At 44.5% G+C, this 26,066-nt stretch carries 18 protein-coding genes; 1 reads left to right on the top strand and 17 read right to left on the bottom strand.

What is annotated here, in order from left to right; genetic code table 11:
• Positions 1-30: 30 nt before the first annotated feature.
• From BT112_RS13215 to BT112_RS13205, 3 genes are read right to left on the bottom strand one after another with little or no spacing between them, the layout of a single operon-like run.
• On the bottom strand, positions 31-894 hold the full coding sequence (locus BT112_RS13215; RefSeq protein WP_394333357.1) for an inositol oxygenase family protein: 864 nt from the start codon (positions 892-894) through the stop codon (positions 31-33).
• A 23-nt stretch (positions 895-917) separates the two neighbouring features.
• Entirely contained in the window at positions 918-3,077 is a 2,160-nt protein-coding gene (locus BT112_RS13210; RefSeq protein WP_072317866.1) for a sodium:solute symporter family protein, read from the bottom strand.
• 6 nt (positions 3,078-3,083) lie between these two features.
• Entirely contained in the window at positions 3,084-4,496 is a 1,413-nt protein-coding gene (locus BT112_RS13205) for a glycoside hydrolase family 28 protein (protein WP_083564928.1), read from the bottom strand.
• Positions 4,497-4,605: 109 nt separating this feature from the next.
• Between BT112_RS13205 and BT112_RS13200 the strand changes: the two genes are divergently transcribed.
• Positions 4,606-5,325, top strand: coding sequence for a FadR/GntR family transcriptional regulator (locus BT112_RS13200; protein WP_072317864.1), 720 nt, complete (start codon positions 4,606-4,608; stop codon positions 5,323-5,325).
• A gap of 176 nt (positions 5,326-5,501) precedes the next feature.
• On the opposite strand, the gene BT112_RS13195 is transcribed toward BT112_RS13200, so the two are convergent.
• From BT112_RS13195 to BT112_RS13130, 14 genes are all read right to left on the bottom strand, one after another.
• Positions 5,502-7,133 (bottom strand): RagB/SusD family nutrient uptake outer membrane protein, encoded by a 1,632-nt coding sequence (locus BT112_RS13195; RefSeq protein WP_072317863.1) that lies wholly within the window; start codon positions 7,131-7,133, stop codon positions 5,502-5,504.
• Positions 7,134-7,201: 68 nt separating this feature from the next.
• Positions 7,202-10,336, bottom strand: a complete 3,135-nt coding sequence (locus tag BT112_RS13190) for a SusC/RagA family TonB-linked outer membrane protein (protein WP_083564927.1) — start codon at positions 10,334-10,336, stop codon at positions 7,202-7,204.
• A 377-nt stretch (positions 10,337-10,713) separates the two neighbouring features.
• The gene (locus BT112_RS13185) at positions 10,714-11,586 is read right to left on the bottom strand and encodes a sugar phosphate isomerase/epimerase family protein (protein ID WP_072317862.1); all 873 of its coding nucleotides are present in this window, start codon (positions 11,584-11,586) and stop codon (positions 10,714-10,716) included.
• Positions 11,587-11,887: 301 nt separating this feature from the next.
• Positions 11,888-12,928 carry a zinc-dependent alcohol dehydrogenase family protein gene (locus BT112_RS13180; RefSeq protein ID WP_072317861.1) on the bottom strand — a complete coding sequence of 347 codons (1,041 nt, stop codon included), beginning with the start codon at positions 12,926-12,928 and terminating at the stop codon, positions 11,888-11,890.
• Positions 12,929-13,025: 97 nt separating this feature from the next.
• The gene (cls, locus tag BT112_RS13175) at positions 13,026-14,444 is read right to left on the bottom strand and encodes a cardiolipin synthase (protein ID WP_072317860.1); all 1,419 of its coding nucleotides are present in this window, start codon (positions 14,442-14,444) and stop codon (positions 13,026-13,028) included.
• Between the two features lie 182 nt (positions 14,445-14,626).
• Positions 14,627-15,145, bottom strand: a complete 519-nt coding sequence (locus tag BT112_RS13170; protein WP_072317859.1) for a TlpA family protein disulfide reductase — start codon at positions 15,143-15,145, stop codon at positions 14,627-14,629.
• A gap of 39 nt (positions 15,146-15,184) precedes the next feature.
• Positions 15,185-16,294: an efflux RND transporter periplasmic adaptor subunit gene (locus tag BT112_RS13165; RefSeq protein ID WP_072317858.1), complete on the bottom strand. Its 1,110-nt coding sequence runs from the start codon at positions 16,292-16,294 to the stop codon at positions 15,185-15,187.
• Between the two features lie 12 nt (positions 16,295-16,306).
• On the bottom strand, positions 16,307-19,471 hold the full coding sequence (locus BT112_RS13160; RefSeq protein WP_072317857.1) for an efflux RND transporter permease subunit: 3,165 nt from the start codon (positions 19,469-19,471) through the stop codon (positions 16,307-16,309).
• 9 nt (positions 19,472-19,480) lie between these two features.
• On the bottom strand, positions 19,481-20,860 hold the full coding sequence (locus tag BT112_RS13155) for a TolC family protein (protein WP_072317965.1): 1,380 nt from the start codon (positions 20,858-20,860) through the stop codon (positions 19,481-19,483).
• A 110-nt stretch (positions 20,861-20,970) separates the two neighbouring features.
• The gene (locus tag BT112_RS13150) at positions 20,971-21,384 is read right to left on the bottom strand and encodes a hypothetical protein (protein WP_072317856.1); all 414 of its coding nucleotides are present in this window, start codon (positions 21,382-21,384) and stop codon (positions 20,971-20,973) included.
• A 153-nt stretch (positions 21,385-21,537) separates the two neighbouring features.
• The gene (locus tag BT112_RS13145; protein ID WP_072317855.1) at positions 21,538-22,875 is read right to left on the bottom strand and encodes an MBL fold metallo-hydrolase; all 1,338 of its coding nucleotides are present in this window, start codon (positions 22,873-22,875) and stop codon (positions 21,538-21,540) included.
• Between the two features lie 105 nt (positions 22,876-22,980).
• Positions 22,981-24,096, bottom strand: coding sequence for a bile acid:sodium symporter family protein (locus BT112_RS13140; protein WP_072317854.1), 1,116 nt, complete (start codon positions 24,094-24,096; stop codon positions 22,981-22,983).
• 4 nt (positions 24,097-24,100) lie between these two features.
• Positions 24,101-24,586 (bottom strand): nuclear transport factor 2 family protein, encoded by a 486-nt coding sequence (locus BT112_RS13135; RefSeq protein WP_072317853.1) that lies wholly within the window; start codon positions 24,584-24,586, stop codon positions 24,101-24,103.
• 108 nt (positions 24,587-24,694) lie between these two features.
• The coding region (locus tag BT112_RS13130) for a c-type cytochrome (RefSeq protein WP_139276190.1) at positions 24,695-26,066 on the bottom strand (1,372 nt) is incomplete at its 5' end.

The following is a 26,066-nucleotide window of genomic DNA, read 5'->3' as shown; positions in this document are numbered from 1 at the left end:
TTTAATATATTTAATTTTATACGTTCACTATCAGAACCTGAGGGTATCGGGCAGGAATTTGGCTGCCAGATCTTCGTAATACGGTCGCAACTTTTTAACATCGGGTGGCACGGGAGCCTTGGAGTACAGATCGTAAGGATTGAACTTGTCTACCCATTTGAACATCTCCCTGTCGTGATCGTTCATAAGGTGATCGTATGCTTTCTCCCTGTGCTGAGCATAGAACGAATGATACCGTATCATATACAATGCGGGTTCGGGAAGGTAATCTTTCATGATATGATAGAGGTATTCATCGTGCCCCCAGGACATATGTACGTTATCCAGACCGCAGTTCGGTTCGTAAACGCCGTATTTCGTGTTGTAACGTTCATCGTAAACATCGGGATTCTTTGCAAAGAATTCCGGATATACAATTTTATCGGAGTGTTTGCACCCTACCGGGAAGGTATCTCCTACCACGGCCCACTGGGGCTCCCCGAAAAGGCAAAGCACTTTTCCGAGATCATGCAGAAATCCGGTGAGCACAAACCAGTCGGGATGACCGTCGGCACGGATGGCTTCTGATGTTTGCAACAAATGCTGGGTCTGATCGAGATCGATATCCGGATCGGAATCGTCTACCAGGGTATTCAGAAACTCTACGGCGTCCCAAAGGGTCATCTCCTTGCGGTTAAACCGAAGAAAATCTTTTTCTTTATCCAGCACAAAATCATAAGTCTGGTTGCTATGATTGATCCGGTAAAATTCTTTTACGGTATCCCGGGCAGGGGCATCATAATTCCGGTATTCTTCTTTATTTTTATGTGCTTTCTCCGGATAACGGCGTACCACATCGTCTTCCCATTCTTCCAGACTCTTCAGGGGTTCGTTTTCTTTGTTTGTGTTTTTCATCATTACCATGTTTAATATGTTAGTTATTTCCCGAGTACGACCATGAGGTAAAGCAACCCTATGATCAGCAGAACCATGAGACACGACAGCAAAAAACCGGTACTGTCCTTTTTATTCCACTTATAGAATTCCCAGGCCGAACCGGGAAACAGTAATGTTTCGGTTGTCGGTTTGTTGAGCAGACTCTCATTGTCATTCGCTCTCGTCCGCATTTTGCTGTAAAACCTGTTCAGTACTTCCGGACTGTCCGGTTTGGTAAACAGCGCTACCAGGATCAGGACCAGGAAAGGGAACAATAAACGGATGGAGAGCCTTATCGTTTCGTTGAGTGCATAGGGATTATGAGAAAGGTCCCATCCCAGCTTATCCAGTACATACAATTCCAGGAAAATATAACCGCTGCCATACATCTTTTCATCCTTACCGGTTTTTACGCCTTTGGACCAGAAGATCGATTTTTGAGGCATCGCGTAGGATACCGCGGTCGTTTCTCCCTTGTGTAGCGATTCGGGACGTGAAATTTTTTGTTGTTCTACCACAGGCAGATTCTCCCATTGCGCTATTTCATGATCCCGGGATTCTATATCGAGAATTTTAGCTTCGTAATCGCGGGTCACTATTTTAGATTGCGTCATTTTCAGCAGGTCTTCATTAGTCCTTATACCCGGAAAGAAGGCCGGGATGAGCATAGGAACCAGGTAAAAACTAAGAAAAGTCAGGGATACCGAAGCCCAAGCTGCTTTTCTGTTGGCGCGACGCCATTTGAGACCAAGCCAGAACGCGGCCACGAAGATGACGAAGAATTCCCATATAAATTTTAATATCTGTAGAATATTGTCGAACTGGGTGGTGATAATCGCCGCTCCGATGAGAAAGGCGGCTCCCGAAATCCTTGCTGCCCATATATAGTGTTTTGCACTTTTTTTGGAGACAAAAGGTTTGTACAGATTGTTCACGATAAGCCCGGATACAGTAATCATCAGGCAATCTGCGGTAGACATTAATGCAGCCATCAGGCTCGCAAGCATGAGTCCTACCAGTCCCATATTCAATGGGGCAAGCAAGTCTCGCGTAGCATGTCCCCAGACGAGGTCGGAGTTGACAATCTTTCCTCCGTACAGCAGAATGGCACAGAGTCCTACCATTCCCCATAAGATGGTAATAATCCTTTTCATAAAGGTCCCGGTCACAAACCCGGTTCTTGCGGCATCTTCGTTTCTCGCCGCCCCTGCGGTAACCAATTGATTCGGTTGTACTACTACGGTCATCCCTGAAACCACAGCTGCGGCAATAATATAATACCAGGTAAAATCTATAGTAGCAGGCGAACCGAAAATTTCAAAGTAATTTTCCGGTAACCTTTCGTGCAGATGCCCGAGCGCCTGCATCATTCCCGATCCGCCGTAAAGATCATTGATCGCTTCCCAGGCAAAGGGAATAAGAATAAAAGATAAGAGAATAATAAAAATACCCTGGAGCAGATCGGTATAAAAAGCAGCTTCGAGTCCGCCGAGCACCGTATAAATCAATACGACAAAACAGATACTCCAGACCAGCATGTTCTCGGAAAAATAACTGAAAAGGGCACGCGGCTCTTCTTTTCTCAAAGTCTTCAGTTCTTCTTTTTCGGCAGCGGAAAGGTAATTGAAATTTTCACTGGACAGCATAAACAACCTTTCCGATTTAGCTTTCTGCATCTTTTCATCTGCCGTGAGTTCCGTATCGGTTTTGACAGTCATAGCCATTGCCGTGGTAGTCACTGCCTTGTAGCCTACGGAAAGTAGTCCCATCATACCTATACTTCCCACCAGGGCATAGGTCGCTGCCAGTTTCCTGGAGTCGTACCGGTCGTTGTAGAAATCTCCCATGGTAGTTACCCTCAACCTGCGAAGCCACGGAGCGGTAATCCAGAACAAGGGTGTGGCAAACAGCATCAGGAGCGAACTCCATATTCCACTGGCCCCGTTCTTGAAGGTAGTGGTAGCCACTCCAGCAGGGCCATCGGCGGAAGTCGCCTGCCCGAAACTGGCAAAAGTGGAAAACAATTTCCCGAATTTTCTGCCACCCAGAAAATAATCTTCTTCTTTCTTGATTGCAAAACTGGAACGAACACCTATATACAGTATGATAGCAAAATAAATAATCAGAACAATGATGTCTACATGTGACAGGCCAAAAATCATAATCTTTTATTTTTCTGTTAGTTGCCAGATAGTATCTCCTTTTTTCACAAAATCTTCCTTGTGAGCAAATGCGGCTTTCCCTTTAAAGTTTTCTGTCGAAAGCTCCTTTATATTTTCGGCATAAACAGCGCTTCCGTAATATTCCGGAAGGTTATTTCCCCAAGAAACCGAAGTATTATGCAGCGTAATATTTCGTGCATTTACCATATAGAAACCCGCAGTTTCACCTCCGATAAATCCTTCTCCTTCACAGGGGCGACAATCGTAATATCCTCCCGGATGTTCGGTGGTTTTATCGATCTCCACAGCGACGTTATTAAACTGTACGTCATCGATAAGATCATCGGAAGAAGCTCCTATAAAAATACCGTTCTCACTTTTGCAACGGATATTGGTGAATGTGATATTACTTACTTTTCCTATCTCTGCGGTATCGGAGCCCGCCTTGAGTCTCCACCCGGCATCTTTATGATTGTGTACGGCTCTCGGATAAGCTGTTATATAAACAGGTTCGGCCATCCCCCACCATACTTCGGAATACAATCTGCATTCTATGATAATATTGGAGAACAGGATATCCGACACGGTTCCTTCGTCCCTATTCTGTATCCCTATCCCGCGACAGCTTCCTTTGATGACACAATTGTTAAAAATGATCCTTTTGATATCATCCATATTTTCCGACCCTATTTTGATGGCGCAGGATGTACTGATCAGGGTGCAATTACTGACTACAATATCCTGGCAAGGCCCCATATCGTCGTATTCCCTGCGATTTTTGATGCAAATGCAGTCATCTCCGGACTCTATATGGCAATCCGAAATACGAACATTCTGGCAATGATCGATATCGATACCATCGCTGTTCCTGATCTTTAAATGATTAAAGACTGATATATTCTGGATAGACACATCATAGCACCCGGCAAAATGGAGTGCCCAGTAGGCGGCATTCATAACCGTGATTTCCGTAATCTTGATGTTGCGGCAACCTACCAGGGTAAGGATATGAGGGCGGGGATCTACCCGGTCAAAAGGTTTGAGTTCGAACGAATCGCTGAGCTCCTCCCCCATAAAGAAAATACCGTTTCCATCAATGGTTCCTCCTCCGGAAATAGTGATGTTCTCCAGGCCTTCTCCCCCGATCCAAATAGTACCTTCCCCTTTGTTTTCGCGAAATGCACTTTTGGTGTAACGGGATTCGTCGGGTACCGCTTTTAAAACCGCCCCTTTTTCTATGTAAAACTTTATATTTGATTTTAAATCGAAAGGGCCTGTGATGAAGGTATTCCCTGCAGGGATCACAACCATCCCTCCCCCGGACTGGCTACAGGTGTCTATAGCATTTTGAATGTACATAGCATTATCGGTTTTTGCGTCACCAATAGCACCAAAATCCGTGATATTATAAATATTCATTTTGCGCTTATTATGTACTACATATTTTATACCTTGCAATATATGTATTACTGATTAATTGTTTATATAATTTGATATTCTATTTAAGCGGGGTAAAACTTAACATGTTATGGAAAAAGATAGTAAAAGCATAAAGCCCATTAAGAACGTGCCTTTGGTGGAGCAGGTCGAAGACCACATTATGCAGTATTTAAAAGCAAATAAGTTCAAGACGGGAGACGCGCTCCCTAAAGAAATAGAACTTGCACAAAATCTCGGTGTAAGCCGTAATGTAGCCCGGGAGGCACTGAGCCGCCTGCGCATGCTGGGGATTATCGAATCCAAGAAACGAAAAGGTATGGTGATCTCAGAACCCGATCTTCTCAGTGGTGTGGAACGTGTGCTGGATCCGGACTTTCTCGGGGAGGGAACCATGCAGAATATTTTTGAATTGCGTCTTGTTCTGGAAGTGGGTATGAGTGATATTTTGTTCATAAGAAAAAAGAGTAAAGACATTGATATTTTACAGGACATTGTAACCAGGGAATCCCAGGACCCGGAATGTACGGACGATATCAAGGTAAGGCTGGCCTACGAGATCGAGTTTCATTCTCACCTCTACCGTATGTCCCGCAATAATACCCTGCAACGTTTCCAGTCTATGTTGCTCCCGGTTTTTCACTATATGATGGAACAGGAAGCCCGGCTGGAACTCAAGCCGAAAAAAGGCAGTATCTCGCATCAGGACCTCGTAGATACGATCAAAAACGGAACGCCCCGCGACTTCAGGGAAAACATGCGTGAACATCTCACTCCGCATTATCAGAAACTCATCCGGCAAAAATCCTGATATGATCTTTTTAATTCTCAACAGGTGTGTTCGTTCTTTTTTTTAGCTGATCAAAACATAAAGGGTATTCGTCAATCGTGTATACCTCCGTATAGGGAAACGCAATTTCTGCATTATAGTGGATCGGACGGCGACACGAATTGACGAACATTATCCTTTATTTCATTTTATCCTTTCTATTTATAATCTTCATTCTGCTCAATGCTTCCCCCGGAAGCATCTACTTCGTACTGCGGTATGGGTCTCAACAAATGTTTGGAACTCAATGCCTGGTTGAGAGCCGCATGAGGATTGTGAGCCAGAGTACGCTCTACCAGTTTCCCGGTACGTTTCAAATCCATCCATCGGTTTACTTCCCCGATCAATTCTCTCGCTCTTTCGTCGAGAATAAAATCGATATTCACATCAGACGCCGCAACGGGTGTTTGTATGCCCGCACGTCCGCGCAATGTTGTCAGTAAAGTTGCTGCCTGGTCATTGTTACCCATCCCAAGGTAAGCTTCCGCAGCGATGAGACAGGCTTCTCCTCCACGCATCATCACCATATCTCTTGTTCCCAAAGCGGGTTGATCTGCATATACAAAGGGAGCACCCGGATTATCGAATTTTTTAAACATAGGATAATGCGTATTGGTAACGCCGTCGTTTATCAGATACTTTTCTGGGTTAATAACCACATAGGGCTTGGTATCTATATCGCTCTGACTCCATGCGGTTTTCGGAAAGTACATCGCAGTATCGCCTATCTGTATCTGTCCGTCCGAACTCGCCTGATCTGCATACAACACATACCGTAAGGTAGCATCATCCCTTTCGTCATCGTCTTCGAACATATCAAAGAAGAAAGGTGTAGGCATACGACCTATCCCATTCTGATAGAGGGTTCCCCTGGCCAGGCCGGGGTAGTTGAAATACTCGAATTTATAGAGCATGTGTTTGGTATTTCCCCATCCTATACTGGACGTTTCGCTGCCAAACAGATACGAAAATATGACTTCCTGGTTTCTCTGGTTATCGATGTCTACCAGGGATTCGAAAGAGGAGACCAACGGATGGTTTGCGAGCACGGTCTCCGCCAGATCTGCGGCTCTTTCGAAATCTCCCGACACTGCAAAAGTTTTATATCCTCTTGTCAGCAACACTTTAGACAATAAATGCCTCACAGCGTCTTTGGACACTCTTCCGTATTCGGAAGGCTGATCGTCTACACCGGCGAGAGCGTCTTCCAGATCGGCAACGATTTGTACATAAACTTCTTCCTGGGGAGCACGGGCATAATCTGTTTTGGCTTCTGTTGCCTGCGTAAGCACCAAAGGAATATCCCCGAAGTTTTCCACCAGGTTAAAATAAGCCCATGCTCTGAAAAACTTAGCCTCTGCCACGCCGGTATTCAACGTATTTTCATCTACTCCTGCTATGGATTCAGCATTGTCCAACAATGTATTAACGGCCGATATATTAGCGTACTGGTTTCCCCAATATACCTGTAATGCATAGTTAGACGCATTGAGATCGACATAATCATTTAAGGCATCCGTACCTGTGACCGGGCTGGCACGGGTTATGATATCCGTCCCCAGGTCTTCAAGGACATAAAGCATGTCCGATGCGTATCTGGTAGTATTATTTCTCGATACCTCATATACATATGCGAGAAGCTGATCGAATGTTTCCGCATTTTTCCTGGCTGCGTCTATAGAAAGACTTTCCCTGTTGGTCTCATCCAGAAAATCAGAACAGGAAATACTCAACGATGCCGTAGCGAGCCCCAGCCCTACAATGAAGAGTTTTTTATTTAGAATTTTCATCGGTTATTTTTTTAGTTTTTCAATGGTTATTTTGAAAGGGTATTTTATTATATTCTTTTCAGATGTTGTCAAAAACTGAAGTTTACCCCCAGCATATACGTCCTTGATGCAAACGAAGCCGCATAGGTATTTCTTCCTGCACTTTCGGGATCCCAACCATCATAACTACTGAATATAAACGGGTTCTGAATCGTGGTATAGAATCTCAGCTTTCCTATCCCCATCTTCTCGGTAAGATTGGTGGGTAAGGAATATCCCAGTGTTATATACCCTACTTTGACATATGAAATGTCCATATACTTGATCGCTTTGCTGTAAGGTCCGCCATTACCGGGCTGGAACCAGTTGTTTGTAGGGTTGTCCGGGGTCCAGTAATCTGTTCGGTAACCGTTCCACAACCTTGCGGGGTCATCGTCGTAAGCGAATCCGAACGAATCGTGGAAATTGCTCAGCATGGTAGCTCCCTGACTGGTATATAAAAAGAAGGAGAAGTCAAAGTTTTTGTAGTTCATCGTACTGGTAAAACCTCCGGTCCACTTAGGCATGGAGTTCCCTATGATCTTACGGTCCCCTTCTTCGGTAATTTTCCCATCATTATTCAGGTCTTTTACACGTACCTGCCCTGGTCTTTGCCCGTATTGTGCCGCTTCTTCAGCTTCGTCAAGTTGCCAGATCCCATCATACTCAAAACTATAGATCGATCCCATAGGTTCTCCTTCTTTATGAATAAAAGTACCTCCCTGAGCCCCGAAAATAATTTCACTGTCATTTCCGTCGAGTTTCAATACTTTATTTTTGTTGGATGCAAAATTTACATTGACGGACCAGTTAAAGTTTTCCGTATTGAAAACTGTTGCATTCAATGCGGCTTCTATACCTTTATTACTGGCTTTTCCTATGTTGTCGAAAGTGCCTCCGAAACCGGAAGCCAGGGGCAGCGGACGATAAAAGATAATATCCCTTGTCGTTCTGTCGTACAGATCAATAGATCCGGTCAACCTGTTTTGTATAAGTCCGAAATCCAAACCAACATTGATCTCCGATGTACGTTCCCAACTCAGGTTTTTATTGGCCAGTCCTGTTACGTACAATGTAGGTCTGCTCTGATCTCCAAGATTTGTATAACTCGTTCCTAACAGCGATTGTGTAGCCAAAGGCTTCAATCCTCCTCCGGCTCCGGTATTCCCGGTTTCTCCATAGCTCAACCTCAGTTTCAGATCGGAAAACAAGTTTTGAGACCGCATAAAATCCTCATTGATCACCCGGTAAGCAAAAGCGGCTGAGGGGAAGAAGGCCCACTTGTTATCCTGAGAGAGGATAGAAGCTCCGTCATAACGTCCCGTAAGTGTAAACAGGTATTTATTCATAAGGTTATAGTTAACCCTTGCGGTATAAGATTCTAAAGTTTGTTTTACATAACCGCTGGAATAACTGTTTACATTAGATCCTGCTCCGAGATTGTAAAAAAGAAAATCATCTGAAGAGAAATTACGGATCTGCAACTGATAAGACTCATTCTGTTGTAAATACTGAGAGTATACAAAAGTAGCGGCCAAACGGTTGTTCTCGTTGAACTCTTTTTGAAAATCTACGATATTATCCCAGGTATAGGAATAATCGAGGTAATTGACAACCTCAGCACGTGTACTGCTCTGGTTACCTATAGAACTTTTCGTGTAGAGTCCACGGTATTCGCCATACCGCGTATACTTTACGTTGGGTGCAAACTTTGACGTTACACTAAGTCCGTCCGTAAGCTTAACCTTTAAAGCTATATTCCCTATATAATTGATATATTTGGTCTCTCTCTTCTCATTTTTAGTATCAAAAACAGGATTACTCACCTGGGTTTCCTTGGCTGTAGGTAAGAACTTGAGTTCTCCGTTTTCATCATACGCACGCCCCAGAGGCTTTAAGCGGTATGCACTACGGAAAGCTTCATTACTTCCCTGGTTTTGTTCTGCTATCGTCACGTAATTGTTATAGCTCAGATTCAGCCAGTCGGTCAGGTCGCTCTCCAAACTTCCTTTTATGGTATAACGCTTAAAATCCTCTCCATATACCGTTCCCTGATCTTCCGTATAACCAAAACCGGCAGAGTACACCGTTTTATCACTCCCTCCACTCAGATCGAGGGTATGGTTGGTTTGAAAACCTTTTCTGGTTATAAGATCTACCCAATTGGTACTCACTCCATCGGCAATATTCTGTAATTCTTCCGGACTAAGCCAGTCTGCAATATTCACGTTATCCGCAGCATATTGAGAAAAATTACCACCTGTTTCCGATGCATACTGGTTTCCTACCACGACATCCTTAAGAAAAGGAATATAACTTGTCGTATTGTACACCGAGGGAAGATTATATACTTCTCTGAAGCCTACATAATTGTTGTATCGTACGGACAGTTTTCCTCTCCGACCTGTTTTGGTCTGGATAATAACAACACCATTAGTCCCTCTTGACCCGTATATCGCAGTAGCCGAAGCATCTTTAAGCACATCCATCCGTTCGATATCGGAAGGGTTCAGGAAAGAGATGTCGTCCACAAAAATACCATCTACGATAAACAGGGGGTTTTGTCCCGGGGTATATCCACCGTTAGATATAGTCTCATTGGTATTAATGGTATTGGATCCGCGAATTCTTATGTTAAAGCCTCCGGCTCCCGGTTTGTTATCGGTACGCTGTACCATGACCCCCGGTACCTGCCCCTGTATAGAGGAGACCGCATCTACCTTGTTGGTCTGTTCCAGAGTCCTGGAACTTACCGTAGATACCGAACCCGTGAGTTCGGACCTTTTTACTTCTCCGTAACCTACTACGACCACTTCATCAAGAGATTGTACGTCCGGCGCTAAACTTACACGGAGAGTGTTTTGATCCTGTACCCGGACCTCTCTGTCTGCATAGCCCATATAAGTAAAAACCAGTGTAGCCCCGGTTTCCACCTCTATGGTGAACTTACCATCCAGATCGGAAACAACCCCGTTGTTCGTACCTTTTTCAACGATACTTACACCCGGCATGGTCTCTCCGGTTTCCTCATCTGTAACCACTCCGGTAACAGCAGCCTGAACATTGTTCAATGCTTCTGCGGAATCAGCGTTATCCCAGGCATATAACGGATTCGAAGCAATAACACAAATTAAAAAACTAAGGGGCAAAAACAACCGATTTCGTATTGGTACGGTTTTTTTCATAAGATGAATTTTAAAGTTAGTTAAAATTGTCATTATGTAATTATGTACTACATAATACAATATTATGAAAAAAATAATTACCAACACAAACTATTGCCGATTTTTCATATTAGTCCCCTATTTCAGACAGATATCGATATTAAAAAAACGTTAACAACAGGCATAAAACACGAGACATAATTATTTTTTTGACCTAAAAAATTAGTGTCTGATCACAGATATAGCCTGAAACATAGAGATTTTGTTGTTATCGCAAAGGCTTTGAAGACATACGAAAAATATCCGGAAGAAATAATTTTGGTAAAAAATGAAAAAAGGACCCGAAAAGGTCCTTCTATACTCTTAAAAAAGATACGTTTTACATGAATTATCCTACATTAAATCTTTACGTTCTTCATATAAACGGCATCGTGGGCTAAGCTTTCGAGTGAAGATACCGGATACTGTTCCTGTTCCACAAGAAAATACTTAATTCCGCTTTTGTCCACCACCTTCAGGGTATCCTGCATATCCACACTTCCTTCTCCGAGATCGCATTGCAAAGGTTTTCCGTCTACCATATTATAATCCTTGATATGGCAAAGTTCATATCTCTTTCCGTATTTACCGAGATGTGCGGCCGTATCTACCCCGGCAACATCGATCCAGCAAAGATCCAACTCGAACGTCACATACCCGGGATCGGTATTTTCGAGCAGGTACTCCTGGGGAAGTTTTCCCTCCAGGGGACGAAACGTATAATCGTGATTGTGATACCCGAATTTCAGTCCCGCTTTCTTTACTTCCTCACCGGTACGATTCAGCGTATCCGCAATTCTCTTCCAGTCGTCCCAGCTTTTTTGTGCCCCTATATATGGACACAGCATATATTTGAGGCCGGCCCCTTCGGCCATTTCTATATTTTTCTTTAATTCGTCCGGATTGTTCATAACTCCCATGTAGTTAAAATGGGTGCTGACCATATCCACTCCTATATCTCCCAGGAAGGTTTTCATTTCTCCCGGCGACATTCCCCAAAGGAATCCGTCCTTTCCCCCATAGCTTTCAAACTGTTTATATCCCATACCGGCAAGCTTGGTCATTACCCCCTTGGGATCTTCGGGAAGAACATCACGTACGCTGTATAATTGTACTCCGAAAGGATTTATAGATTTTTTTCTCAGCATGTCTGCCCATAGCTCTCCCTGCCCTAAGGCAAAGGCTCCGGCAGTGAGAAGCCCCGTTTGCTTTATGAAGTTTCGTCGTCTCATTGAACTTTTAGATTGTATTTGAAAATCAAGTGTTTAAAAATCATCTTTGTAGCAAGATGCACACCAATATACAACTTTTTCCATCTTTTCGGGAGGATCAATATCAATTTGTTTTCATAGCACATTCTTTTCAAACGAACGAAAACGTTTTAGAAGAACATAAGAAAAAACACATTTACTCTTTTTTGTTCCGTACATCATACGCGAGTTCAATTCCTGTCTCCTGCATGTAAAAACACAAAAACCATGAATTTATGTAAACTCATGGTTTTCCCTTCCACCAGATTGTCACCCGATGAATTTATGCATTGGATATTATGATCTTCAGGGCTTTTTCTTCCGCCCCGTTCAGAAATACCTGATAGGCATGTTCCAGTTCTGCGAGTGTGAAATGATGAGTTATCATTTTTTTCAGATCAAAGCGATTTGTCGAGGCTGCTTTCAATAGCATCGGTGTGGTATTGGTATTGACGAGGCCTGTGGTTATGGTCAGGTTTTTGATCCATAATTTCTGAATTTCGAAATCCACTTTTTTGCCGTGAACACCGACGTTAGCCAGGTGTCCTCCCGGTTTTACGATGCGCTGGCATATATCCCATGTTGCCGGAACCCCTACGGCTTCTATGGCTACATCCACCCCTTCGTCTCCCACGATATGCTTTACTGCGACCTCCGGATTTTCCTTTCCCGAGTTCACGGTATGTGTGGCGCCAAGCTCTTTGGCGAGTTTCAACCTGTTTTCATCAAGATCGATGACGATAATGATGGAAGGGGAATAAAACCGGGAAGTCAGCAATACGGACATCCCTACCGGACCGGCCCCGACAATAGCGATGGCGTCACCGGGTTTTACCTTACCGTACTGCACTCCTATTTCATGACCGGTGGGCAGTATATCACTCAATAATACGGCAACTTCGTCATCTATACTATCCGGTATCCGGTGAAGACTGTTATCGGCATGCGGTATCCGTACATATTCGGCTTGTACGCCATCGATCTGATACCCGAGTATCCAGCCGCCGTCTTTGCAATGTGCATACATTTGTTTCTTACAGTATTCGCAGGACCCACAGGATGTGATGCAGGATATAAGTACTTTATCTCCTTTTTTGAATTGCGAAACACTACTTCCCGTTTCCTCGATGATACCTACTCCTTCATGTCCGAGAATACGACCGTCTTCCACTTCGGGGTTCTTGCCCTTGTAGATTCCGAGGTCGGTACCACATATTGTTGTTTTCAAAACCTTTACAATAACATCCGTTGGTTTTTGTATCTCCGGTTTCGGACGATCCTCCAGGGCAATCCTGTGTTCTCCGTGATATACTAAAGCTTTCATTTTCTGACCTGTATTTAGATGATTAATAGTATTTAAAAGTACCTCTTTATACCGGACAGGAATATGATATATATCATGTTAACCGAAAAATTACGGGTTACAGCAACGGACTGAATATTCTGGCGATCCCTTCGAGAATTTTGTTTAAAAAAGATCTTTTCTTAAAAGTATCAAGATCGAGTTGGTCTGCTCCGGAGCAATCTCTATCAAAACCCTCCCGGATATCCCGCGCCACCCTTTCATCGAAGACCAGGGCATTTACTTCAAAATTCTGGTCAAAACTCCGGTTGTCAAAGTTACCGGAACCTACGGATACCATCTCATCATCTATCACAATAATCTTACTGTGCAAAAATTTCACCGGGTGTTCGTAGATCACTATACCTGCAGAAAGTAACTCTTCGAAATACGAGTGCATACTGTATTTAACAACTGAAGTATCCGATTTCTTAGGCACGAGCAATTTTACCCGGACTCCTCCCAAAGCGGCCATCTTCAGGCTTTCCAGAATGGTAGCGTTAGGAATAAAATACGGATTGGCGATACAGATCGATCGCTCCGCCTGGTTGATCATCGAAGCATACTGATACATCACCGAAGAAAAATCGGAATCGGGTCCTCCGGACACGATTTGTACCACAGTATCCCCGGTCTCCGTATTTTCCGGAAAATATTCGGGTTTCCAAAGGTCTTCTCCCCCGCTGGCAAAAAAATAGTCCTTTACAAAAACGCGGTGCAGGCTCTTTACGGCAGGCCCCTCGAGCCTAAGGTGCATGTCGTCCCATATCCCAAGATAATTAGAAGGTCTTATGTATTTATCTGAAATATTGACTCCCCCGGTGAAACCGACATTTCCGTCGACTACTACGATCTTCCTGTGGTTCCTGTAATTAATGGTAAATAATATACTACCAAACCGAATTGGCATTGTGGAGAAGATCTTTACCCCGATGGCTCTGAAACGCCTGATATGCTTTTTGGGCAGTGAAAAGCTACCGATCGCATCATAAATTACCCTGATTTCTACCCCTTCTTCCATTTTCTTTCGGAACAGTTCGAAAAGTTTTTCCATCAATTCGCCATCCTCAAAGATATAGAACTGTATATGAATGAATTTTTCGGCCTTTTCCAATGCTTCAAAAATAGACGTAAAGGTCCTTACCCCGTTATTCAGTATAGCAACACGGTTTCCTCCTTTGGGTAATACCCCTATACTTCCTTCGATCAATGCCGATATTTTTGCTGATTTTCCCGACGAAAATACTACGGGATGGTGGTTACCATTGCCGCGAAATACGTTGTAAGCCCGCATTTCATCGATCCGCTTCAGCTTAAAAAATTTTATCTTCCTTCGGTTGATCCCAAAAAGCGCATATAATATACACCCTATATAAGGTAGCATTACAATGACCAGCAGCCAGCTAAAAGATTTGGAGGGCTTGGTTCCGAAGAGTATAAGGGTTACCAGGGAAGCCAGTGTTATAAGAATATAAAAGATAAATAAAATGGTAGTCATTGGTTATCCGAAATTCGTTTCGAATAACCAATTTAACAATTCTTTTTTAACCTGTGTCAAGGAAAAAGATCAACTCCACAGGAATATTTCCATACTTTTTCATTAGACAGGTATGATCACGAGGATATTCAACTAACCTGAAGACACAGATAAGCTCAGTATTCCGGCTTCATCAGGTATAATTATTCCGCGATCAGTTTTTTAAGTGCGTTGATCATACCGGGATTTCCATAATCCATTCCTCCTTCGATCTGACCGGCAATTTCTCCCTGTTTGTCAAGAATTACCGTAGTGGGGACCACACCACGGATAAATCCGGAAGGCAATCTGCCATCGGGAATATATACGGGAAGATTATACTCATGGCTGTCCATAAAAGCTTTGGCCCTTTCGTAATTACCGTCTACATCCACCATTAAAAACACTATGCTATCCTCCCCTCCGAATTGCTGTTTCAGTTCATCGATTGAGGGCATTTCTTCCCTGCAGGGCGGGCACCAGGTAGCCCAGAAATTAATAAAAACAACCTTTCCTTTCAGGTTATCCAGCAAGATTTTAGTACCGTTTCCATCCAGAAAAGCTACTTCTTCCTGTTCGGTGTACGTATTTCTGCCTTTTACGGAAAACACCGCTATTACAAATACTGCAGCTATTATAAATACCCCTGTTGCAGCGTTTCTTTTAATCGTTACTGATTTCATATTCCTGATATTTTTAAAACATTAAAAATTAATTATCGTTTACTCGTTTATTTTTCCTTCCGGGATCTCCTCGGACGGATGGGCCAAGATCATGTCTTCCGCCGAAATATTCCCGAAAACTTCAACGATACTGTCCAGATGAGTTCCCCGACTTACCGGCACCCGTTCTATTTTTTTGCCAGCCATCCTCAAAACGAACATTCCGGATGAGGCGTTGACAATACTCTTCTCCGGTACCCACAAAGACGGAGAGTTTCTTCGGAGCGATAGTTGTACCCGGGCATAGGCTCCTGCCTTTAATATACTGTCTTTGTTATCCACATCAAATTCGAGGGCAAGAGATTTGTTTTGGTTACTGAGTACCTCTGAATTGCGGGACATCACTGCATGAAATGTTTTTCCCGGTAAAGATCTCACGGTGAATGCAGCTTTTGTATCCTCATTGACGGATGCTGCATGACTTTCGGGTATAAAGAGTGTCAGCCGTAACCGGTCGTATTGAGCAATAGTAAACATCGGCTTCCCATTATCCGGCCCCACCAATGCACCGGGTGAGAAGTTCCTCGCCGTCACTACCCCGTCAAAAGGCGCCCTGATCCGGAGATACTTTTTTAACTGCGATGCTCCCGCCGTGCCTGCTTTTGACGATTCGTATGCAGATCTGGCACCAAGCATCGCACTCTTTGCGCGGTCCAGTTCGAGACGGGCTACGGCTCCATCGGTTTGTGCTGCTTCTTTCAATCTTTCGTAAGATTGCTGTGCAAACAGAAAATCGCTGTACATTTTATCCTGTACGGATCTGTCTGAAAGATACTGTTGCTCCATTTCGGGGGCTTCAAGAACAGCGATCAACTGATTTTCCCCGACAAAAGTGCCGCGATCCACATTTATTTTCTGTACGAACCCCGGTACCCTTGCATATATTTCAACTTCTTCAAAAGGTCTTAACGCTCCCGGAACAGCTAAGGTGTATGTCGGATTGAGTAACCGGACAGGAGTAGTCTCATAGGAAAAAACACTTTTTCCGGAATTTTTTTCCGGTTTTTTTACCTGAGATTCAGACGAACAGGCGACGAGAATAATTGCCAATACGATTACGAACAAGAAACTTCCTATGCCCTTACGGCTTAATATTGAATTGAATACCATGATTATTTTGATTTATACATGATGTAATGAAAAATGTTTGTTGTCTTCGTCATCAGGATCGAGAGACGGGCTATCGGTTGTTGCCTTTGCCATCACGGCAGCATAAAAGTGGGGCAACAGTATTAATATTGTACATGTGGAAGCCAGTAAGCCCCCTATGACTGCCTGCCCTAACGGGGCTACCTGTTCTGCTCCGTCCCCTATTCCTACGGCCATAGGAGCCATTCCGGCCAGCATCGCTGCAGCCGTCATCAATACGGGCCTCAGTCGGGAAGAAGCTGCCATTCCGGCTGCATGCCATGGTTTAATCAGAAGTTTTTTCCTGTAATATTCCGCCTGGTTAACCAGCAATACGGCATTGGAAACAGAAACCCCTACAGACATTATAATTCCCATATATGACTGTAAATTGAGCGTACTTCCGGAAACGAACAAGATGATGAGACTCCCTGCAATAACAGACGGAAGTACCGATAGGATCAGCAGAGGCACCTTAAAAGACTGGTAGTAGGAAGACAGCATTAGAAATATGGCCATGACCGCTACAGCCAACCCGGCCAGGAGGCTATGCAACGTTTCTTCGAGTAATTGTAATGTGCCTTCCGTCCATACGACCGTACCTCTCGGAGGTTCCCCGGCGTCTTCGATAGCTTTACTCACGGCGCGCGATGCTGTCCCCAGATCCTTGTCATAAATATTTGCCACTATGGTCACATAGCGGTTGGGCCCTTTTCGGTTCACCTGCGCCGGTGCGGTTATACGTTGTATTGACGCCACATCTTCAAGTATGGGCACCGGGCTGTTTTTTTTCAGAGGAATAGAGCGCAACATTTCCGCAGTGGTCATAACCTTCTCGGGGATTTGTACCTGCACCTGAAAAACAAGTCCCGAGCCGGGATCAACCCAAAGGTTTTTATCGGTGTATCTTGTAGATGAAGTTGCAGTGACCAGGCTTCCGGTAACATCTTTCATGGTAAGCCCGAATTGTGCCACCAGGTCCCGGTCCACATCGATCTGCAATGTGGGATAATCCAGGGGTTCTGCAATACGTATATCTCTCAGATAGTCAACATCTTTCAGATGCTCTGCTATTTTAGCTGCATGAGATTCGGCAACTTTCAATTGTTTGGCACCTACTTTTACTTCAATAGGCGTCATTGCTCCCTGTCCCATAATTTTTTCGGTAAGTTCCATGGGCTCAAAGTTGATCTTTACCCCGGGATGACGCGTAGCAACCACTCCCCTGACCCTTTCTTTTAATGTTTCCATATTACCCTCATAAATATCCTGATCTACGGAAACCTGCAATACCGCTTCATGTGAAGCATTGGTAAACAGGAATATAGGGTTGATGGGCGTCCCTGCCGGATGCATGCCTACAAAAGCAGATGTAATGGTTATCGCCCGCTCAGGCAGTTCGCCTGCGATATCTTTTATAACCTCCTTTACCAGCTTTTCTGTTTTTTCCAGTCTGCTGCCCTGTGGTGCTTCGATACGTATCTGAAAATCTCCGCTATTGGAAACCGGCATGACATCGGTACCTACGACCCGCAGAAGAATGAATACCGTAATTCCCGAAATAATAATATATACGCCAAATAACGGGACTGTCTTACCCGACCAGCGACGTAAACGGTATCTGTATTTGATCCTGAATTTGTCGAATGATTTTTTTTCCTTTTTTCTATGTCCATGATCATATTTATGCTTCATCAGCCAGTTGGCCAGAATAGGAACAAAAGTCTGGGATGCCAAAAAGGATGCTACCATGGCAAAAGCCACAGCCATGGATAACGGCAGAAACATATCCTTAGGAATTCCGGTCATTATAAAAGCCGGAGTAAGTACGGCAAGGATACACAACAAGATAAGCAGTTTCGGAACGGATATTTCCAGCAGGGCATCGAGTATGGCTCTTTGCTTTTTCTTCCCTTCTTCCATGTGCTGATGGATGTTCTCAATGGTTACCGTAGCTTCATCGACCAGGATTCCGATAGAAAGGGCAAGACCACTGAGTGTCATGATATTAATGGTATATCCGGCCATATACAAAACAGATATGGCAGACAGTATGGCAATGGGTATGGTAAGCACCACTATCAGGGCGCCACGAATATCTCCCAGAAACAACACTATCATTATCCCTGTAAACAAAGCCCCAAGGCCCCCTTCATGCACCAGGTTGGACAGCGACCGTTCGATGTAGGTTGATTGATCGAATTCGTAACGGATATCCACATCTTCAGGCAGTTGATCTTTCAGCATCGGTAAGGAAGCCTTGAGGTTCTTTACGGCTTCCAGCGTAGAGGCGTCTGCTTTTTTGATGATAGGCAGATATACCGAACGCTTTCCGTTGACCAGCGCGTACCCGACAGTCTGATCGGCCGCATCTTCCACACGCGCTACATCTCTTATATATACGGTCCGGCCGTCTTTTGTTTTTACCGGCGTGTTCAAAAACATTTCGGGATCTCTGGCTATCGTATTTACCGGAGCCATAAGGTTTTCCTCTCCTATACGTATATTTCCGGCCGGTGAAGGATAGCTGTTCATCGTTACAGCCTTTGTAATTTCTTCCGGGCTCAACCCGTTGGCCTGCATGGCGTGCGGATCGATGTTTACGACAATGGTTCTGACATTTCCTCCGAAAGGCGCAGGAGCAGTTATACCGGGTATCCGGACAAACATCGGGCGGACTCTTGTTACGGCCAGGTTCTGTAATTCGGTTATGGAACGTTCCGGACTTTCAAAGACCAACTGTCCCACAGGCAACGAACTACCGTCAAACCTTACTACCATAGGAGGGACGGCACCGGGTGGTAAAAAACCCATGGCCCGGGAAACCTGGGTAGACACTTCCCCCGCCGCCTGCGCCATATCCGTACCGGGATAGAAAGTGAGTTTCATGAGCGAAAGCCCCTGTACACTTTTAAAATCTATATCTCTTACTCCACTGACAAACAGCAGGACTTTCTGAAATTCGTTGGCCATAAAGCCATCCATGTGCGAAGGCGAAAGCCCCCCATAAGGCATGGCTATATATATGGCCGGCAACTCAACTTCCGGGAATATATCTACATTAATATTCCGGATAGCGTTATAGGAGAAAAAGCCGATAGCGGCTACAAACACCATAACCGCAACAGGTTTTCTCAGGGCAAAACGTATTAAATTCATAACAGATACTTAAAGGGAATTAAACAAAAAATCAAAATCCGCGGTGAGTTCCGCTTGCTCCGCTACCTGCATCCAGTATTCCTGTACAGCTTCTATATGACTGTTTTCGGCCTGTTCCAGAAGCATTCTGATCTGTAAAAGCTCAGTCAGGCTGATAAGTCCGCTGCGGTACCGGGCCATATACATTTCATACGCCTGTCCGGCATTTTTCAATGCCTGTTCCGTTTTCCGCAGTTGCTTTTGCTGCTCGGTTCTTTTACTTAATGTGGCGGCGTATCCGGCACGAAGGGCCTCCTCTGCCTGTTGCTGTAACATTTGATGTTCCCGGGCTTTGTAATTCCACATCCTGCCCTTCTCACGGTAGGTTCGCATCCCGGTAAGATCCCATGTAATACCTATACCGACTATGAAGTTATCCGCAGTATTGGAAAAACCATCCGCCCAGTTTCCGGATACGTTGCCATCCGCATCGATCCCCGAGCCGCGATATGCAAATCCTCCCAGAAATTTTACGGAAGGCAGTCCGGACCTTGTTTCCGCCGTACCTTTTATTTTATAGTAAGAAGACTTTTTGCGTAATACTTCGGTGAAAGGATGCATTTTATCCATGCGCACTCTTTCGTTTTCCATCAGAGGAGGATGGGCAAAACGACGTTCTGAAAAGAGCAAATCAGGTTTGGCATTTCTATAAAATTCACGAAATTTTTCCAGTGAGGCGTTACGGTTTCCAAGCCATTTATCCTGTTCGGCCATGGCCTGTAAATAAGACGAACGGGCAAGGAGACTATCGGCTTCGGGTTTTATTCCCGCGCGGGCAAGACTTGCTGCAGTAACTCCGATCTCTCCAAGACGCCGCGCATTTTTCGCTGCCCATATCCGTTTTGATTCGGTATATAATAATTTGATGTAACGTACAGAAAATTCTTTTTTTAACCGGAGTACATAAGCTTCCTTTTCAAGGCTATACCGGGCGGACATTTCAGAAGCTGCCAGTTTTCTCTTATGTTGTTTTCCAAAAGCAAAAAGTTCCCATTCTATTGTTGCAGAAGCAAATGTATTTGCGATGACCGAAGCTTCCCCGGTATGCAGCATATTACCACTTACGTTAAAAAACCCGGGCTGCGGAAAAAAGGCTCCGTTGCGCCCATCGTAAGTACTGAAAGTATTTTGCAGCTGAATTCTGGCTTGCGGCAAGGCTTCACTCTTTACAGCACGCTCATTTGATAATGCAGATGTTATTGCAGCTTCACTGGCGGCAATTCCGGAATAGCCCCTTTCCACATCATACCATAATTCCCCGAGCGTTGGTTGCCGGGATTGTGCACCAAGCTGCGGTGCGAGCAGTGTCAGCCATGAAATATACGCGACCGACAGAAGTAATCTGATCATATTAAAAACAGGATTGATACCGGATAGCGACAGATCCGGTACGTGATTATACATACTATAACACAACGCCTATCCCGGAAGGAAAAGGCCTAAAATGAAATTGTATTATCCTATATGATCAGTTTTCGGTGCCTGATGAAGATGGGGGTGGCACCGGCTATACGATGCGTGGAATATCCGGGATGTACCTGAAGTGTCCCGAAAAGATTTTCTCCAAAAAGAAATGTAAGCAACGCGCAACATACAAATACGGCTGCGGCATGTAATGAAAGTCCGGATTGCTCCTGCCCTGTCACCGAATAGTCCGGGACTGCCTGATGGGAACAAGCTTCCGTGAAACCCCCGGTAAACACCTTATTGGGTCTTTCCGGTATATTGACTTTTTCCGTAGTATGACCATACCCCAGGACATTTTTTATTCCGGATTTTACCGTGCAGGAAGAAAAGACAACACAGCACAACGCCACAGCAATAAAAAAGAACTGTCGCATATTTAACTTATCCTGTTGTTGTCTTGCTTTCATAGTCTACAATAGTAATACTTTTTATTTTTCATCACAACCCTGTAACACTTAACTCTTTGTTAAAACCCGGTATATGATCATCGGTATCACAAATCGTAAAAGCAAATTCCGGGAATCGTGAATACCAATTCCCGGAATACCGCCTCTTCCTTTTTATTTTTTAAAATCCCCGATATGGTCTCCCAGATCATACACCGGAGTATCTTTCATTTTTTCGTTGACAATACTGCTTCCGGCAGCACTGCGGTATCCTCCGGCACAATGTACGACTACCGGCTTTCCGGCAGGAATTTCCTTGATGCGGCCGCGGAGTTCGGGCAACGGAATGTTTACGGCATGTGAAAAGAAGCGGTTCTCTTCGAACTCCGAAACGTTCCGGATGTCCACTATGGTATAGTCCGACGGATTTTCCCGGAAGGCTTCATAATCGAACTTACCGGAAGCCTGCAGGCTTTCGGTCACCGGGATGATGACGGCGACCACTTGCTTCTCATAACCTATTTTCGAAACCCGTTCCATAATCTGCTGCTGGCTGTTTACATCGGGAAGCACAAGGTAAAAGGGTTCTCCGGGTTTTATGATACTCCCCAGCCAGGTCTCGAACTTATCTTCCCCGTTTCGGGCCATAATATTGATACTTCCGGGAAAATGCCCGGATTTGAATATTTTTTCATCCCGTACATCGACAAAAGTAAAAGCATCCGTGATCCTGGGGTCGAGGAAACGGCGGACACCGGCAATAGCACTTTCCGAAATATCTGCTCCGTTCCTGTTGATTTCCACATCATAGCCGAAATATCCCGGTATAAAGGGCTGATCTTTCAGTATCGTCTTTACAAAAATATCTTCTTCCGTTGTTTTAAAAGCCCAGTTTCCCATTCTTTCGTTACCCAGTGTACTCGATGCCGCACTACTCAGGTTTTTACCACATAACGATCCGGCTCCGTGTGCAGGATACACGATGGTTTCATCCGGAAGGTCATTAAATTTACCGTGTATGGTATGATACATATTTCTGGCCAAAGCTTCCCTCTTGGCCTTCATATTCCCCGCATGTTCTCTCAGATCCGGACGTCCTACATCTCCAATAAACAAAGTGTCCCCGGAGAACATAGCGTACTCCCCGCTTTCTTCTGCAATAACAGTGATACTATCCGGGGAATGCCCGGGGGTATTCAGCGCGCTGAATCTTATCTTTCCCATTTGAAGCGTATCACCCTCATCAAAATTCGTATGCGGATAACCGGCTCCCACCAGTTTGCTGGTATAAATAGCAGCCCCGGTCTCTTTATGTATTTGCAAATGACTGCTTATAAAATCGGCATGAGGATGTGTTTCGAAAACTACCACTATTTTGGCCTCCCGCTCACGGGCATACTCGTAGTATGGCTTAGGATCGCGCGCGGGGTCTACCAGAGCCATCTTACCATCGCTCACAATGGCATACGAATAATGAGCCAGGGGTTTATCCTGAAATTGTTTTATTTCCATCACTTCTAATTTTAATATAAAAGTAATGCATAAATATTTTGTACAGGGTAACTTAGGTTACATTGTTTAATTGCAAGAGGTTGCCAGCTGTAGTAAAGATATACGCTATATTTTTCCTTGTGCTTCAACGCTGCTCTTTTCGGGTATAGGCCTTTTATGCCAGAATGAAGCAAGGACAGATCCGGTAACATTCATAAGCGGTCCGAAAATTGCGGGGGCAAGCCCCATGGTCGCAATTTTACCGAGATTATTTGCAATCGCGGAAGCCAGCCCGCCATTCTGCATTCCTACTTCTATGGCAATAGTACGACAGTCTTTTTCCGATAAACGGAAAAACCTACCGTACCAATATCCCATGGTATACCCGAAAATGTTGTGAATAAGTACCAGCAATATAAGCAGGAGTCCTATATCCAGTAAACTATCTCTTCCGGCTGCGGTAATTACAACAATAATCAGCGCTATTCCTGCCATAGAAACTATTGGCATCACCTTATCTATCCAGGTCGACTTCCCCCGGATCAGCTTATTAAAAATAAGTCCGGCGCCAATCGGGATAATAATCATTTTCACGATACCCCACATCATAGTTAATACATCAATCGCTATAAATTCTCCTGCAAGCATCTTCATTAGTAGAGGTGTCAGAAAAGGCGCCACCAGCGTAGCTATTGAGGTTATGGTCAGTGATAATGCCAGATTTGCCCGTGCAAGATATGCCATCACATTAGAAGCCATGCCACTCGGAGAACAACCTATAAGAACTATTCCCGCCGCAATTTCTCCGGGAAATCCGCTTATCAGAGCCAGCAGATATCCCGATAAAGGCATAATAATAAATTGTGCGGTGACTCCGACAAAAACCCCTTTAGGTTCTTTGGCCACAGCCAAAAAATCCCCGGCACTCATAGATGTTCCCATTCCAAACATAATAACCTGTATGAGCGGAGTGATCAATCCGGTCAGTTTGAAACCATTCACTTCAAGAAAATATTCCGGATAATACATAGCCAGGGAAACGGCAGCAAATATCATTACGGTATAGACATAGCTGCGAAGCTGCATATAACCATAAAAACTTATAGCCAGAAGTATAAAAAAAATAGTCAGCAGAGGACCTGCCTTTGCGACATACCCGGTAAAAAGACACACCACAAAGGACAACAAGAATAAACCGGACAGTACCAGTATTATATTGTATATTTTTTTTGTTTTTATCATATCATCAGAGTTTATATGCCTGTCTGGCCAGTAACATCCATTTCCCGTTGCTAAGGACCAGTACCAGTATATTTCCTATACGAACTTTGACCGGTGTATCATTATCCATGGCATCCGCCACAAAAACATGCCTTACGATGGCCGTACTGTCCTTTACTGTTATAGTCTGTTTTTCGAGTTTTATTGTCTTGAACACAAAGGGGCCATATACGAGATCCTCTATAAATTGTTCCTTGTCCTGTATTTTTCCGGTCGAATGTCCGTAACTCAGTTCCTCACAGGTCAGTTTGGCAAGAATTGACGACTCCCGCTTCTCCATGGCTACGGTAAATTGTTTAACCGTAGCTTCAACAGCCATGCTGCTGTTTTTTATTACGAGTTCTCTATCCGAAAGATTATGATCTCCTCCCTTCTTTTTATCTGTTGTAGTACAAGCTGTTGTGCATATTGAAAAAATGATCAGCAGCGGTAATACCTGTTGTATTTTCATATTGTTTTGTGTTATCTATTCTGTTTTAATAGCTCTCCGGAAAACCGGGAAAAGGATCGCATATTCATGGTCTTCTCCCGGTATCACTCCTAACAACCAATTAAAATTTTAATCCAGAGAAAAAGCAATATACTTCCCTCCCGATGGTGTTCTTCTCCCTCCTCCGGCTGCAATTACCATATATTGTTTTCCTTTTGCAGTATAAGTAACAGGTGTTGCAAAACCTGCCTCGGGAAGTTCATATTCCCATAATATTTTTCCGTCAGAACTATCGAAAGCCCTTATTTTACTGTCTTTGGTAGCAGCTATAAAAACAAGGCCGCCTGCGGTCACTACAGGACCTCCGTAATTATCTGTTCCGGTCGTTGCTATACTCCGCTCACGTAACTCGGGATATGTCCCCAAAGGCACTTGCCACAAATGATCCCCGGTATGGAGATTGATGGCGGTAAGCGTCCCCCAGGGTGGTTTTATACCCGGGTACCCTTCGGGGTCTTTGAATTGCTTCCATGAGGCTACCAGATAACGCGGACGAAAGCCGAAAACCGTATCCTGCTGCTGACGATCCTGTGCGAGATGCTCTGCTTCCTCCACGGATAAAGTTTCCTTTTCTCCCCAGATATATGCCAAAAGTTGACGGACTTCCGTTTCCGATACATGAGGAAAAGCAGGCATTCTTCCGGAACCGCTACGCACGAGTTTCAAGAACTGTTCTTTCTTCATCCGCTCTTTTAGCTGCAAGAGTTCCGGAAACTGGGCTCCGCCCTTTCGGTCTGCTCCATGACACATGGCACAGTTTTTCAGATAGTGTTTTTCGCCCTCGCTTATTCCCTTTTTATGATCAAAGCGGTTAGCATCAATCATTTTTACAACCCAGGGCTCTTCGTTGGCATTGACATATAAAATACCTTCGTCATCTATGGCATTGCCTCCCCATTCCGCGCCGCCACTATATCCTATTAATAGCGTACCTTTTTCACTCGGAGGTAAAAACTTATGGCGACTTTCCAGGGTGTCAAACTCCGCCTTAACGGCCTGGTGTGCACTTTCAGAAATATCAGTCAGCTCTTCCTCTGTAATCACTTGTCTTACAAAAGGTTTAGGTTTTACCGGGTATTTCTGTACCGGCCAGGGATGTTCCCCGGGAAGTCCTTTTACGGGGACAGGCCGCTCCTCTACCGGAAATACAGGTTCGCCCGTATCCCGGTCCAGTACATACACCAGGCCGTCCTTGGTCGCCTGTACCACCACATCCGTTTTCCTGCCTGCCACAGTGATCGTGGTGAGGTTGGGCGGGCAGGAGATATCGCGGTCCCACAGGTCGTGCATAATGGTCTGGTAATGCCATTTCCGGGTCCCGGTAGCCGCATCAAGGGCCATGATACAGTTGGCATACAGGTTTTCTCCTTCCCGGTTGCCCCCGTAAAAATCGGAAGAAGGCGAGCCTGTACCGAAATATACGGTTCCCCGGTTTTCATCG

The organism is Sinomicrobium oceani (assembly GCF_900119185.1).
Taxonomy (GTDB): Bacteria; Bacteroidota; Bacteroidia; order Flavobacteriales; family Flavobacteriaceae; genus Sinomicrobium; species Sinomicrobium oceani.
This window is presented reverse-complemented; position numbering and strand designations above follow the sequence as displayed.

What these genes read in the sequence shown, in the direction of transcription:
- BT112_RS13190 (WP_083564927.1), bottom strand. Translation starts at nt 10,336, where the DNA reads ATGAAAAAAACCGTACCAATACGAAATCGGTTGTTTTTGCCCCTTAGT.
- BT112_RS13150 (WP_072317856.1), bottom strand. Translation starts at nt 21,384, where the DNA reads ATGAAAGCAAGACAACAACAGGATAAGTTAAATATGCGACAGTTCTTT.
- BT112_RS13215 (WP_394333357.1), bottom strand. Translation starts at nt 894, where the DNA reads ATGAAAAACACAAACAAAGAAAACGAACCCCTGAAGAGTCTGGAAGAA.
- BT112_RS13185 (WP_072317862.1), bottom strand. Translation starts at nt 11,586, where the DNA reads ATGAGACGACGAAACTTCATAAAGCAAACGGGGCTTCTCACTGCCGGA.
- BT112_RS13165 (WP_072317858.1), bottom strand. Translation starts at nt 16,294, where the DNA reads ATGGTATTCAATTCAATATTAAGCCGTAAGGGCATAGGAAGTTTCTTG.
- BT112_RS13155 (WP_072317965.1), bottom strand. Translation starts at nt 20,860, where the DNA reads ATGATCAGATTACTTCTGTCGGTCGCGTATATTTCATGGCTGACACTG.
- BT112_RS13160 (WP_072317857.1), bottom strand. Translation starts at nt 19,471, where the DNA reads ATGAATTTAATACGTTTTGCCCTGAGAAAACCTGTTGCGGTTATGGTG.
- BT112_RS13180 (WP_072317861.1), bottom strand. Translation starts at nt 12,928, where the DNA reads ATGAAAGCTTTAGTATATCACGGAGAACACAGGATTGCCCTGGAGGAT.
- BT112_RS13210 (WP_072317866.1), bottom strand. Translation starts at nt 3,077, where the DNA reads ATGATTTTTGGCCTGTCACATGTAGACATCATTGTTCTGATTATTTAT.
- BT112_RS13170 (WP_072317859.1), bottom strand. Translation starts at nt 15,145, where the DNA reads ATGAAATCAGTAACGATTAAAAGAAACGCTGCAACAGGGGTATTTATA.
- BT112_RS13195 (WP_072317863.1), bottom strand. Translation starts at nt 7,133, where the DNA reads ATGAAAATTCTAAATAAAAAACTCTTCATTGTAGGGCTGGGGCTCGCT.
- BT112_RS13140 (WP_072317854.1), bottom strand. Translation starts at nt 24,096, where the DNA reads ATGATAAAAACAAAAAAAATATACAATATAATACTGGTACTGTCCGGT.
- BT112_RS13145 (WP_072317855.1), bottom strand. Translation starts at nt 22,875, where the DNA reads ATGGAAATAAAACAATTTCAGGATAAACCCCTGGCTCATTATTCGTAT.
- BT112_RS13205 (WP_083564928.1), bottom strand. Translation starts at nt 4,496, where the DNA reads ATGAATATTTATAATATCACGGATTTTGGTGCTATTGGTGACGCAAAA.
- BT112_RS13200 (WP_072317864.1), top strand. Translation starts at nt 4,606, where the DNA reads ATGGAAAAAGATAGTAAAAGCATAAAGCCCATTAAGAACGTGCCTTTG.
- cls (WP_072317860.1), bottom strand. Translation starts at nt 14,444, where the DNA reads ATGACTACCATTTTATTTATCTTTTATATTCTTATAACACTGGCTTCC.
- BT112_RS13135 (WP_072317853.1), bottom strand. Translation starts at nt 24,586, where the DNA reads ATGAAAATACAACAGGTATTACCGCTGCTGATCATTTTTTCAATATGC.